Annotated in this window: 10 protein-coding genes and 1 tRNA gene; 2 read left to right on the plus strand and 9 right to left on the minus strand. The window is 53.9% G+C overall.

The window, feature by feature from the left end; translation table 11 throughout:
- Positions 1-4 precede the first annotated feature (4 nt).
- From KF784_15345 to KF784_15355, 3 genes are all read right to left on the minus strand, one after another.
- A complete protein-coding gene (locus KF784_15345) occupies positions 5-901 on the minus strand; it encodes a hypothetical protein (protein ID MBX3120434.1) in 897 nt (298 codons plus the stop codon).
- A 379-nt stretch (positions 902-1,280) separates the two neighbouring features.
- Positions 1,281-1,356, minus strand: a tRNA-Asn gene (locus KF784_15350).
- Between the two features lie 174 nt (positions 1,357-1,530).
- Entirely contained in the window at positions 1,531-1,890 is a 360-nt protein-coding gene (locus tag KF784_15355; GenBank protein ID MBX3120435.1) for a hypothetical protein, read from the minus strand.
- Positions 1,891-1,971: 81 nt separating this feature from the next.
- Between KF784_15355 and glpX the strand changes: the two genes are divergently transcribed.
- Entirely contained in the window at positions 1,972-2,928 is a 957-nt protein-coding gene (glpX, locus tag KF784_15360) for a class II fructose-bisphosphatase (GenBank protein ID MBX3120436.1), read from the plus strand.
- Positions 2,929-2,968: 40 nt separating this feature from the next.
- Here glpX and KF784_15365 read toward each other — a convergent pair whose 3' ends face one another.
- Positions 2,969-3,823, minus strand: coding sequence for a M48 family metallopeptidase (locus KF784_15365; GenBank protein MBX3120437.1), 855 nt, complete (start codon positions 3,821-3,823; stop codon positions 2,969-2,971).
- Between the two features lie 279 nt (positions 3,824-4,102).
- On the opposite strand from KF784_15365, the gene KF784_15370 reads away from it, so the two are divergent.
- A complete protein-coding gene (locus KF784_15370) occupies positions 4,103-6,064 on the plus strand; it encodes a hypothetical protein (GenBank protein ID MBX3120438.1) in 1,962 nt (653 codons plus the stop codon).
- On the opposite strand, the gene KF784_15375 is transcribed toward KF784_15370, so the two are convergent.
- From KF784_15375 to KF784_15395, 5 genes are all read right to left on the minus strand, one after another.
- A complete protein-coding gene (locus KF784_15375; protein MBX3120439.1) occupies positions 6,061-7,158 on the minus strand; it encodes a hypothetical protein in 1,098 nt (365 codons plus the stop codon). The two genes, KF784_15370 and KF784_15375, sit on opposite strands and share 4 nt — an antisense overlap.
- Before the next feature lie 174 nt (positions 7,159-7,332).
- Positions 7,333-7,734: a hypothetical protein gene (locus tag KF784_15380; protein ID MBX3120440.1), complete on the minus strand. Its 402-nt coding sequence runs from the start codon at positions 7,732-7,734 to the stop codon at positions 7,333-7,335.
- A gap of 57 nt (positions 7,735-7,791) precedes the next feature.
- Entirely contained in the window at positions 7,792-8,313 is a 522-nt protein-coding gene (gene lspA, locus KF784_15385; GenBank protein ID MBX3120441.1) for a signal peptidase II, read from the minus strand.
- On the minus strand, positions 8,310-11,090 hold the full coding sequence (ileS, locus tag KF784_15390; GenBank protein ID MBX3120442.1) for an isoleucine--tRNA ligase: 2,781 nt from the start codon (positions 11,088-11,090) through the stop codon (positions 8,310-8,312). Before ileS ends, lspA begins: the two co-directional genes overlap by 4 nt.
- Positions 11,091-11,349: 259 nt before the next feature.
- Entirely contained in the window at positions 11,350-12,642 is a 1,293-nt protein-coding gene (locus KF784_15395) for a thymidine phosphorylase (protein MBX3120443.1), read from the minus strand.
- Between the last annotated feature and the right edge of the window lie 49 nt (positions 12,643-12,691).

The raw sequence follows: 12,691 nt of genomic DNA on the forward strand, positions 1-12,691 counted from the left end.
GCCTCTATTCATCCAAAAATATGACATCGTCAGCATCTAAATGCCACATCAATGTTAAAGACCGTAGACTTAACACATCTAGTTTTGCGCCACCCAATTGACGTCTGCGTATTACAAACCAATTTTTTGATAGTTTCATCTCGTCTATCGAAGAAACTACGCCAAATTCATGTAGTAAGTAATTATCGTTCTTCTTGAATACAAACAATCGAGTGCTGCCAGCGGAATAATCGACTCTTCTTAAGCCGCGGATAATTACTGTCCTATCTGAATCAGTAACAATCCAAGGCCCTCGTTTTTCACCAATCATATGTTCACGGAAATCAGGTGATACTAGTCCTTCACCTACGGTCCCGACAAGATCGTGTTTCTTCACTAACGCCATCGGCAATGATTTATCTTTAACTCCCGTGGACGACGAGTTCCCACCCATCCGTTCAGTCTTGCGCCATTGAACAGTTCCATCTCTCCGTACTTCCCCAGTTGATACGACAGCCTGCCTGGAAATCATAGAAACAGGTTCTTCGATCTCGAACTCTGTATTGGATAGCCACTTCGGATTCTTTGCGGTCATTCTATATGAAATAGGTCCCTTTACAGCAAACGTTTTCGTGTTGAGAATCCATAACTTATAATCATACATTTCATTTGCCCATACGAGAGCAGTACTAAAATCTGAATTTTCCCAGAGCGTTACTGACTTGAATACTTTTTCGCCCTTCAATCGGACCTCATCTGGCTCTGGATTAATGGTCCATTTATCAGCATCGAACAGATTTTTTCTTACAAGAATACTTCCGTTTTTTTCTACTTTCGCAATGACAGCCGTATCTGCTTTTACAGTTGGAGATTTCTCATCTACTCGGCTACAAATAATTGTGCATATTACCAAGCTAATCATAACTCACCTCATACTCAAACCCACGTATAAGTTGATCGTCGCGGCTGCAATAAACACGATCCCACGACATACTATCTTCTCGTTCACCACAGTTACCGCCATCACACCTCCGATGCCTAAGAGTGCCAGTCCTTCTTCCCTTCGCTCCACTCCCGCTGCCAGAGCCTAAATCAACGGCAAGCCTCTCACGAACTCAGTATACGATGGCTCAAGCTAGCATTCAGCCTCACGATCACAGCGAGTGCGTCACCCAAGCAGGCAACGGGCAAGAGCTCGGGGACGGGACGCAATACTTCAGCGCGGAGTGTAGGTGTGGGAACACAGGCGGCCTAAAAAACAAAAAAGCCGCCTCAAAGGCGGCTTTTTGAACCGAAAACGATGGCTGCCGCAATAGGACTCGAACCTATGACCCGCTGATTAACAGTCAGCTGCTCTACCAACTGAGCTATGCGGCAACGCGAACGAAAGTTATACCTAATATTCTTGGACGCGGCAAGGTCCCACATCAGGCAGAGAATGGGACCTCAGCCGAAATTTTGAACCGACCCGAGCTCTACCCAGCCCGAGGCAGTCTGAGGCAAGCCGCACATGAGCGCCCTAAGGCGGAGAAGCCGCAGAAATATAGCCCTTCAAGTGCAATCAGTCACCGACGGAACCTCCGATACAGACCCGAATACAGGCTTCCCCACGCTCCGAAACTTCTCCACCTCTTCATGGGCACCTTTTGAGGGGCCACCAATGCGCAGCACTGCATCACACCGCTCTGCCAGAGCCAACGAAACCGGCATCATGATCTCGTCGTAGCTGTCGCTTCCCACAGCTTCGATCATCGGCAACGCCATGTTCACGCCGATGATCGGAACATGCCCGAGACGAAAGACAGCAACAGCTGCGTCGTTCATCGCGCGCAAATTTGCTGCACGCTCTTCGGCAGTTTTTGCCCCATGCCGATACGGCCCCGAGATCATGATCCACATCTTTCGTCTCATCCTTCCTCCTGTGAGGATGGCGCAGGCGATGGGTTCAAGTAAACTCTTTCCTAAGTCCAACCGCGACAAAGGAGTCCATTCTTGGATCATAGTCTTTATCTTGATTTCGTCCGTGTCACCGAAAACGCCGCCCTTGGTTCTGCCCTTTGGGTAGGCAAAGGCGACCGCAACTCTGCCGACCAAGCTGCCTGCGAGGGCATGCGCAATACGATGAACCAGATCGAAATGTCTGGGACGATCGTCATCGGTGAAGGCGAGCGCGACGAAGCGCCAATGCTCTTCATCGGTGAGGACGTCGGAACCGGCAAGGGTCCCCGCATCCAGATCGCCGTTGATCCGCTCGAAGGCACCAATCTGTGTGCGAACGGCACACCCAACGCCATCGCCGTCCTTGCGGCCTGCGTCGAAGGCGAAGGCCACCTCATGCACGCCCCCGACTGCTATATGGAAAAGCTGGTCGTTGGTCCAGAGTGCGCCGGTGTGGTGGATATCACGCTTCCGCCAAGGGTGAATGCTCGGCTCATGGCCAAAGCGATGGGCAAAGATATCGACGAGCTCATCATCGGCATCCTCGACCGCCCACGGCATGAGGCCACCATTCGCGAGCTTCGCGAAGCGGGCTGTCGTGTCCACCTCGTCCCGGACGGCGACCTATCCGTCGCCATCGCCGCCCTCGACCCCGATTCGGGCGTCGACGGACTCATGGGAATCGGCGGTGCGCCTGAAGGCGTCATCACCGCCGCAGCGGTGCTGTGCGTTGGTGGAGAGATGCAGGCAAGACTTGTATTTACCAAAGAGGAGCAGCGTGAGCGCGCCGAGAAGATGGCCGGGGGAGACGTGACCCGTATCTTCAAAACTGAAGATCTCGCCTCAGGAAATGTCGTGTTCTGTGCGACAGGCGTGACTCCTGGCGACCTCCTTCGAGGTGTGCGCTACAAACGCAGCGTAACGCTCACTGAGTCGATTGTAATGGTCTCGTCAGCCCGCACGATCCGTCGGATTGAGACCTCACACCTTGATCCTGATAATGAAGAGTAATCAGAGATCGGATATCCGATTTCAGATATCTGATCTCACTCTAAGCCACATCCGACTTCTTATAGTCGCCGCTCATGATCTTGTCATAGGCTCCTGACAAGACCCAGCGCTCCAACTCCTGGGTGCGGTGAACCGGCATCGGATGCGTATAGGTCGAACTCATGAGGATAAAGATCAACACCTTACCGACCGCATCTAGACCCGAAGCATCCTGATAAGCACGCGCCTGATCCATGAATGCGTCGCGATTTTCTTCATGGGAGAGTCGATTGGGACCAGCCGTAAGTCGAAGGTTGGCGTCGATGGACGTATCCAGCGATTGCGAAACCAATAGCCCGGCACGGTCTGCGCTGATCTCGGCCTGCCTCGACCATTCATAAAACGCCAGCATCAGTCCAAGGCTCGCCACGTCCCCCAGACCGAACGTACGCCGTCCAATTGCCTCCAGCAAGGGTATCAGCACCGCCGCGACAGATTTATAGAGCACATGGCCTGCCTTGATATGTCCAAGTTCATGACCCATAAGATGATACAATTCCTCGTCACTAAGTGTCTCCACGATTGACGAACGCAGGGTTATGTACGGGCGCTCGACTCCGCCGGTAAGTGCATTGGGGAACGGGTTGCTCGTGATGTAAAGCTCGGGTTCGGGCATGTCCAAGACTTCGCAGGATTCGGCAAGGATGTCATAAAGCGTCTTGTACTGCGTCGGTCCACAACGGACCGACATCGACATGTTGTAGCAGTACATCCAGCGGTCAATCCCCAGCTCATAGAACTTCTGGATCACCTTAGGCAAAAGCGGTACTTTTTTCAGCGCCTCAAGGGCAATCCGGTCCGTATCGGCGATGAAAGCGTCAGCCGAGACTCCTTTCAGAATCGTGCGTTCAGACATGGTTGCTTTAGGTTACGCCAGAATCATGCCCCCAGGTTGCAACTGCCTAGTGGCATGGTCCCAAAAATTTTCTCAAACTTTCCGGGAACAAGCTCAAATCAAGCCTCGTCAAACAGGGACACACATTGCATTGAAAGGAGAGTGTGCCCTGCCGATTAAAACCCTCTCGGCGGGGCACTTTTTTGTGTGTGAGCCTGCCATTTGAGTACCTGAATGTCTAGGACGTTCTGCGCAGTCAGCCCATCCAGGGCCGCCTATTCGCCTAATATGCTTAGGTCTATGTCTCCCCGAATCCCCTTCGCCTGCCTTGCCATACTCCTTGCCAGTATTACTCTGGCCGGTGGACAAGATACGAGGAGGCTCGACGCGGTCAAGGTCGTCAATCCGCCAAAAATCGATGGGATCATCGAAGACAGTGAATGGGCAAACCTCTCCACTTTTCAAGGCTTGCTCGACGAGGAGACGGGGCAACCGACGGACGAGACAGCCCAGTTCTGGATCGGATACGACGATAAGTTCATCTACTTTGCCGCCAAACTCGTCGACAAGCAGCCGCACACAATTCAGGCCACAGAGTACAGAACGAACGTCAGTCTCGGTGGTGATGACTCGGTCACGTTCGCCCTTGATCCCTTCAATACCTACCGCGACTTTAACCATTTCAGCATCAACCCGCGCGGCGCGACCAATATCGACATCGCCGGTGGACGAGCCGCAAAGCGCGAATGGCTGGGTGAGATTCTCGCCAATGCACGAGTCACCGAGACGGGGTGGGAGGCGGAGGCACGAATCCCCTGGGGCATCATGCGATTGCCATCTCAGGGCATGCACGACATGGCGTTCAACGCCTCTCGAAACCACAAACGACTCCAGAGAGACTTTGTATGGGCTCACACAGGCGATGGCCGGGTCGAGAACAACGGTCGCTGGGTGGGCGTCGATGTGCCCGCGACAGACAGGAACTCTCTCAAGCTATTGCCCTTTGGATATCTTGGTTACGATGACGGCAAGACGATTTCAAACGCAGGCCTGGATGCCCGAATGGCCATCACCGATCAGCTCGAAGCAGTTGGTTCGATCAACCCCGACTTCCGAAATATCGAGAATCAAGTCCTCTCCATCGACTTTAGCTATTTTGAGAGGCTTGCCGGAGAGTCTCGACCTTTCTTTCTGGAGGGTTCCTCGTTTTTTGGTACGTCACGAGATGCCCCAATCTTCGCTTCCCAACGTATTGATAAGTTTGATACTGGGTTGAAGTTCTACGGAAAGATCAATCCCACAACAGACATCGGGATTATCAATGCCAACGACTTCGGAGATGAAAATGCCCTTGTTGGCAGAGCCAATATGCAATTCAGCCCTCGCAGCAACTTAGTCGTGGCTTTCACCGACCTTCAGCGCAAGGGCATTTCAAACTCAGCGGATTTCATCTCTTACTCACACGGGATCGACCGCCTCTCCCTCTTTGGTCAGATATCCACGTCGCGTGATACGGACGAAGGCGATGGGCACCGATACAACACAGGTCTGAGTTACCGCAATCAGGGGCTCTCATCAAGCCTTGAGTATGTTGAAATTAGCCCCAATTACAGACCGCGTTTGGGCTTTGTAAGAGAACGAAACTTAAGGGGCTATAACGGACGATTCAGCTTCGACAAGCCGATGGACTGGAACGGCGTGATCGAGGCTGGCTATTCACTTGGTTTTGAGAAGCTCAATGATTTTGATGGAAACCCTTACCGCACAGAATTTAGCGCATCCACAAGCGTGACGATGAAGGACGGACTCGATATCGACATCGATTACGACTATGAGGAGTTTGAGGGAAACATTGATCGCGTTTTCGATTTCAGCATCGAAAAGCCAAGAGGCAACCCGTACCGTCGATGGGACTTCGGGTTCACGACTGGAAAAGTAGCCGGTGAAAACTACCAATCTGAGCGGATATCGATATCCTATCGCCCTGTCCAAAGGCTTCAACTGAACGGAAGACTCCAGCATGTGAAGTTTGGCAGCGAAGACAACAGCCAATTCATCCTCAGCGGCGTTTACGATATCGGAAACGACCAGTCGATTAATGGCCGCCTCGTAAGTCGAGGGAGCGACACAAACGTCTATCTGGCCTTCCGACGAAGCGGCAACAAGGGCGCCGAATACTTCTTCATCCTTGGTGATCCGAACGCGCGGAGTTTTCGGATGAGCGTAACCCTAAAGGTTTCAGTACCTTTCGAGATTCGTTAGCCCCGACCCCGACCGGAGGTCTTCTTGGGCTTTGCTGGAGGTTTGACCTCCGCCTTGGGTGTCCAGCGGGCAATCACTTCTAGGCGATTCATTTCCAGCAATTCGGCAAGAGTTGGGTTCTTTTGAGGAGACCAAACCAGCAAACCCTTGGGCGTTCGCATTATCCCTGCGTCGGCTGGGATCATCCTCTCGGCTCCGGTATCCGCGTTATGAAGGTCGCGACCGCGCTGGTCAGCCTCAACAAAGATCCAAGGCGTCTCGCTATCTAAAAGCCGAACATTGCCCTTCGTCTCAATCAAAGGAAGAGCGTTTCCCGACGCAAGCGAGACCTGACCCATAACCAGCGACCCGTAGGTCGTTCTGGACTTATAGTGAGCCAGGTTGTCAGATCGTTTCCGAACCTCAACCACCTGCTCGCCGAGCTTCTCAAACGTTAAAGTTTTCGCCTTCAGGTCAAGGACGGATCGCCCCCAACTCCCCGACCCCGAGACAAAAGAAACCAAGCCGCGCGGTGTGAGAAGAAGGCGGTCCCAGTCGTCGGTCACATCCAGTGCTATTCCCGGAATCTTGCCAATAACATTTACATCCGGTTTTGGTGTTGTCAGGTCTGCTTCGACGACGACATGAAGCCAAGGGTCTCCAACAAAGTCCGTCCATTCGACGAGGAGATAGACGCTGTTTCCAACCCGCTTTGAGCCCACAACTTCGGCAGCCCGTAAATCGCGGCGTCCCAAGAAATACAGGCCAAAGTTCAAAGTGATCTCCTCTTCCGAGAAGAGCTTAGGAGACAGCGTGAGGTATTCAAGACCGGTCGTGATCACCTCGTCGCCCTTTCGTACGCTCAGCCCACGCGCATCCCAAACCACAAATGCGTCGTCCCTTCTAAAGAGCAGTTTTTCCGGTTGACGGGCGGTTTCTGTTTCGGTAGACGTTTGAGCAGATATCCGGGTAGTCTCCGATCCTGAGACGATTCGAAACACGCCATTGGCATACTGAAGTTGGATGGGCTGAGCAGTCGATCCTGCGCCCTGAGCCAAGCCCAGAGCGATCAGAGCCAATGCGGCGAGAGAACCGAATGCGAGGCGAAGATGCACTGTAAAGATTGTGCGCGATTCGACGAAGAAAACGGGAAATGTCGGGACGACAAGCTGAACCCAAAAAGCTACAGTTCAGCCGTTCAGATCGCTGACATGTTCGGCGTACGGGCCATTTGCATGTTCAACGACCACCGCGAGAGCCTCGTCGATATCCGCGAAGCGGGACGTAAGTTAGCTCTTAGGCCGCGTCGTCGTTGATGCCTTCTTGGGCTTTGCCGCAGACTTCTTGGCTGTCGACTTTGCCGCTGCTTTTGTCGCGGATTTTACGGACGATTTCTTTGCTGATGCCGGTTTTGCCGCTGTCTTCGTTGATGTTTCGGCTTCAGCCACAGGTGCAGACGCATCCTTTGATTCTGCCGTCGCAGCGGCAGGCTTGGCTTTAACCTTGGCGCCGGATTGCTCGCTGCTAGGCGAATCCTTCTTTAGCTTCTCTCCAGCCTTCATCAGCGTATCGCCAAGCTGCTCGGCGACACGCTTGTTTTTCTTCAAAATGTACGGAACAGCAACCGCAGCGGCGACAACAAGCGCTGCCTTCGTCAGTTGAAAGAGTCCACGGATGGGTATCTGCGTCATGTGTATGTCCTACCTTTTAGAGTCTATACAGTAAGACGTCTAAAATCGTTGCAAGCGCTAGGCCTTCGTCTCAGGCTCGGCAGATGAGATGGCGGCGGCTTCCGATTCCTTGGGTTGTGTCCACATCTCCCGTCCGAATTTCCAAACAAGCAGAATCGCCGCCGAAGTGATGCAGATATCGGCGATATTGAAAACTGGGAAGTTGATGGCACGTACGTAAAATAGATCGGTGACTTTGCCAAGCCACATCCGATCGATCAGGTTGCCCACCGCTCCACCTGCCAAGAGCCCAAGCGTCACATGGGTGAGCGGACCCTCGTGCGGATGTTTGTGACTGTGCCACGCCGCCAATGCGACAATGCCAATAGCCACTGGTGCAAGCAGTACGCCAAGCCCTTGGAGCATGCCAAAGGCGATGCCGTGATTATAGGTAAGCGTAAGCGTCAGGACATTGGGCCAGACAACCAAGAAGTCCCGACCCTCCACGCCGTCGGCAGCATGGCGTGCCCAAAACTTCACAAGCTGGTCGAGGACAATCATCCCGACAAACAGAATCCAAAACCAGTGACGCCTATTCATGCCCAAAAGCCGATCTCCTCAAGGACCTTGCGATCCCGAGCGGTGAGCGGCGTACCGTTGAAATCTTCTACGTCTGGTCGGCGAAGCCGGCTTCGCTCGCACTTTCGGAAGGGACTTTCGGAAAAGCTCACCGTGGGTGTCCCGTGTGATAGCTCAACCCAACTCATCTTAAAGAGGACGGCTAGCTCCTCGTCGTCAAACTGTCGAAGCCATGCAAAGTCATTCTCAGACACCGTAACCGCGCAGCGCACATCTTGACTATCCTTGACTCCCGATCCGACCTTCCACTTCTCGTATTCGGCAAAGACCCATGCACGAGTTTGAAGCAGAGAACCAAACTTCCTCTCGCGCTCTGAGCCCTGAATCTCGCCCAATCTCGCTCGGCTTACTCTCGGCAGAGTCTCCATGTGGACGCTTTCCAGCTTCTCCCCCGCAGCAAGCGGAAGCCTTTCATAAACCTCTTCGGCGGTGTGGCAGAGGATCGGGGCAATGAGTTTCACCAGACGCTCCAACACATAGAGACAAGCAACCTGGCCTGAACGCCGGGAGTTCCAATCTTTGCCATCGCAGTACATCCGATCCTTGGATGAATCGAGATAGAATCGCGACAACTCGTTCACACAGAAATTGTGAATAGCGATGAGCGCCGCACCAAAGTCAAACTCCTCGTAGCGGGTCGTGCAATCGGCAACGAGCAGATCGGTTTGCTCGATCACCCATTGATCCAACTCAAGAAGATCTGCAGTTGTACCGGGTGTGTAATCGCTTAGGTTCCCTAACAAAAATCGCAGCGTGTTTCGGATGGTCCGATAAGACTCGCCCATCTGCTTGAGCAGATTGTCTCCGCATGGAACGTCGTTCGCCCAGTCCACACTTGCCGCCCAATAACGCAAGATATCCGCACCGTAGGTATCGCAGGCCGCATTGGGATCGACGACGTTGCCAAACCGCTTTGACATCTTCATGCCTTTCTCGTCATTGACAAATCCGTGCGTCAATACAGTCTTGTAGGGGGCTTCACCTCGGATCGCGGTAGCAATCACGAGTGAGCTGTTAAACCAGCCTCGGTGCTGGTCCGAGCCCTCCAAGTACAAGTCGGCAGGCCAATTCTCTTTCCACTCTGGCTCGACGTTGCCCTCCAACACGCAAAGGTTGGTCGCGCCGCTATCAAACCATACATCCAGTACGTCCGTCTCTTTTCGGAACTCGGTCTCTCCCGTCATCGGGTGCTTGTAGCCAGTCGGCAAGAACTCTGCGGGTTCCTTTTCAAACCACGCATCCGAGCCCTCGTTTTCAATCAACTGCGCCACCGCTTCAATCACTTCGGCATCCAACACTGGTTCCCCGGACTCTTTTCCGTAGATCACCGGGATGCCGACGCCCCACGGCCTCTGCCGCGAGATGCACCAGTCGGGGCGATTGCGCACCATCGGCTCGATGCGGTTTCGGCCTGTCTCCGGCACGAACTGCACGTTCGCAATCTGCGCCAACATCTGATCGCGAAGATCATTGAAATCGATCCCAACGAACCACTGTTCCGTGGCGCGGAAGATCACAGGCTTGCCATCGCGCTCGGCGTAGGGGTAGGAGTGCTGGTAGTCGTACGCCTTCAGCAGATTGCCAACTTCAGCCAGGCGATCCACAACCACTTTGTCGCAATCCTTGTAAGAGACACCCTCGAACTCTCCGGCCTCCTTCGTGAGAATCCCCCTCTCATCCACTGGGCATAGAATATCGAGCTTGTTCTTGAGGCCAGTGAAGAAGTCATCGCGCCCATGTCCGGGCGCTGTGTGAACCACACCCGTGCCGTCTTCTGTCGTGACATATTCCGCCATGACTGCGACCGAATCACGCTCGAAGATAGGATGCTTAAAGGAGCTGCCTTCAAGGCTCACACCCATGAGGGTTTCGATCTTGGTGAAATTCTCCCATCCAAGCTCAGTTGCGACCTTTTCAACGAGCGCATCTAGCAAGAGATAGTGGTCCCCCTCTACCTTAACGAGCGAATACTCCAAGAACGGATGAAACGCACAGGCAAGGTTTGCTGGGATCGTCCAGGGAGTCGTCGTCCAGATGATCGTGTAAACGTTCGGGAGGCTTCGCGACCATCCATTGGCGTCATACTTCAATGGAAACCGGACATAGATCGCCTTGCTCGTGTGGTCGTTGTAAACGATTTCGGTATCGGCAAGAGCGGTGCGGCTGGTCGGACTCCAAAGAGTCGGGCGCAGGCCACGATAGATAAAGCCCCCCTCGACCAGACGCTTAAACACCCTCACGATCTCAGCTTCGTATTTGAAGCCCATCGTGGTATAAGGCTTCTCCCAAAGTCCAAACACGCCCAGACGCTTGAACTGTGCAGTCTGGATGTCCAAATACTTGACGGCGTGGGCACGGCAAGCCTTGCGCAACGTCGTGATGTCCGGATTTTCCTTGCGCTCGTGAAACTCACGCATCACGGCTTGCTCAATCGGCAATCCATGGTTATCGTATCCCGGCACGTACGGCGCACGGTAGCCGAGGAGCGTACGCGACTTCACGACAAAGTCCTTGAGGATTTTGTTCATCGCAGTGCCGACGTGGATCGGGCCGTTGGTATAGGGAGGACCGTCGTGCAGGACAAAGCTGGGGGCGTCTTTTCGCGCCTCCTGAATCCTGTGGTAAATCTCCATTTGAGCCCAGCGGGCTTGAATTTCGGGCTCGCGCTGGGGCAGGTCGGCCTTCATCGGAATGGTGAAGTTCGGGTCCGGCAAATGGAGCGTACTTTTGAGGTCCATGGGAGGCGGGAGTTTACCTTGGGGCCAAGTAAGGCTCCGGGCCGGAGAATCCTTCTATACATTTCCACGCAGTTAGTTACCAAATCCGGAGCCCTCCCTCCATCTCGACGCAGTCGAAATGGAGGGAGGGGTTGGGGTGGGAGGTCCCTAGGCGACTACCAGCAGCCCCGGATACTACGCAGAACTCACAGAGAATCCTTTGCGTGAAAATCGTACGATTCGAGAATAACCGTAATAGGAGTATCCCAACTTAATGACGCTAAACCTGCCCAAGAATCAACGGGCGAGCGGCAACCTCCGCTTCAGAAATCAAAATGGCCTCTTGAACTGATCGGGCTTCGTCAGCCTGCGATAAGCGTGCATGCACTTCCGCCAACACATCCCCCTTCCCGACCTTGCTCCCCACCTCAACCTTCAGCACAATTCCAACCGATGGGTCAATCTCATCTGACTTCGTTTTGCGCCCCCCGCCAAGATCGACCACCGCCTGCCCGATCATCTGAGCGTCGATCTTCTCCACCCAACCTTCCTGCTCCGCTCGGACTTCTACAACGTGCTGGGCTAGCTCCCAATCCTCAGTCTCAAAGACTGACATATCCCCACCCTGAGCCGCAAACCACACCTTTGCCTTATCCAACGCTTCCCCATGAATCAGTGCGTTGAGCGCCATTGCCTTCCCTTCCTCCTGGGATGCAGCTTTGCCACAAGCACAGAGCGTCAGGCCCGCAAGCTCAAGGCACAGCGTCTGGAACCTTCCCGACTCCACACCCTTCAACACCCGGATCGCCTCTTTCACCTCAAGAGCATTCCCTACCGCATAGCCCAGAGGCTGATCCATATCGGTAATAGCGCACCGTACATGCAGGCCCGCACGTTCACCAATCCGCTTGAGCCACGTTGCCAATTCCTGTGCCTCTTGCAGAGTCTTCATGAATGCCCCAGACCCGCATTTGACATCAATCACAACTGTTTCGGAGCCGCCGGCGATCTTCTTGGATAAGATGCTGCTTACGATTAGCGGCATCGACGTCACCGTTCCAGTAACGTCACGTAATGCATAAAGAACTTTGTCGGCGGGTGCAAGGTCAGGACTTTGCCCGGTGATCGCAACTCCGATCTCTGCCGCCTGAGCCTTCAACTCGCTGGGTGTGAGGTCCATCCGAAAGCCAGGGATCGAGGAGAGCTTATCGACCGTCCCGCCGGTGATGCCGAGCCCCCTTCCGCTCATCTTCACCACGGTCAACCCACATGCCGCTAAAAGAGGTAGCAGCACGATTGTCGTTTTATCGCCTACGCCGCCCGTGCTGTGCTTATCCACCCATGGTTTGAGGAGACCGGTAAGATCAACCCGCTCGCCCGAGTTTGCCATTGCTACCGTTAGCTCTGTCGTCTCTTCTTCGGAAAGGGGATTGAGGTACGCAGCCATGAGCCACGCCGAGAGTTGGTAGTCGGGGACCGTGCCCGTCGCCGCTCCCTGAGCAAGGACATTTAGCTCGTCGGGCGAATGAAGCAAACCGTCTCGGCGTTTCGCAATGATTTCGGTGAAGTCCACGTCAACCCAAGTGTACGCGAAGGAAAAGCGTGCTCATGCACTGAAAGGA

The organism is Fimbriimonadaceae bacterium, from assembly GCA_019638775.1.
In the GTDB taxonomy this organism is placed as follows: Bacteria; Armatimonadota; Fimbriimonadia; order Fimbriimonadales; family Fimbriimonadaceae; genus JAHBTD01.

Coding starts and splice junctions, on each gene's coding strand:
- lspA (MBX3120441.1), bottom strand. CDS start 8,313: ATGAATAGGCGTCACTGGTTTTGGATTCTGTTTGTCGGGATGATTGTC.
- KF784_15380 (MBX3120440.1), bottom strand. CDS start 7,734: ATGACGCAGATACCCATCCGTGGACTCTTTCAACTGACGAAGGCAGCG.
- KF784_15345 (MBX3120434.1), bottom strand. CDS start 901: ATGATTAGCTTGGTAATATGCACAATTATTTGTAGCCGAGTAGATGAG.
- KF784_15365 (MBX3120437.1), bottom strand. CDS start 3,823: ATGTCTGAACGCACGATTCTGAAAGGAGTCTCGGCTGACGCTTTCATC.
- KF784_15370 (MBX3120438.1), top strand. CDS start 4,103: ATGTCTCCCCGAATCCCCTTCGCCTGCCTTGCCATACTCCTTGCCAGT.
- KF784_15355 (MBX3120435.1), bottom strand. CDS start 1,890: ATGAGACGAAAGATGTGGATCATGATCTCGGGGCCGTATCGGCATGGG.
- ileS (MBX3120442.1), bottom strand. CDS start 11,090: ATGGACCTCAAAAGTACGCTCCATTTGCCGGACCCGAACTTCACCATT.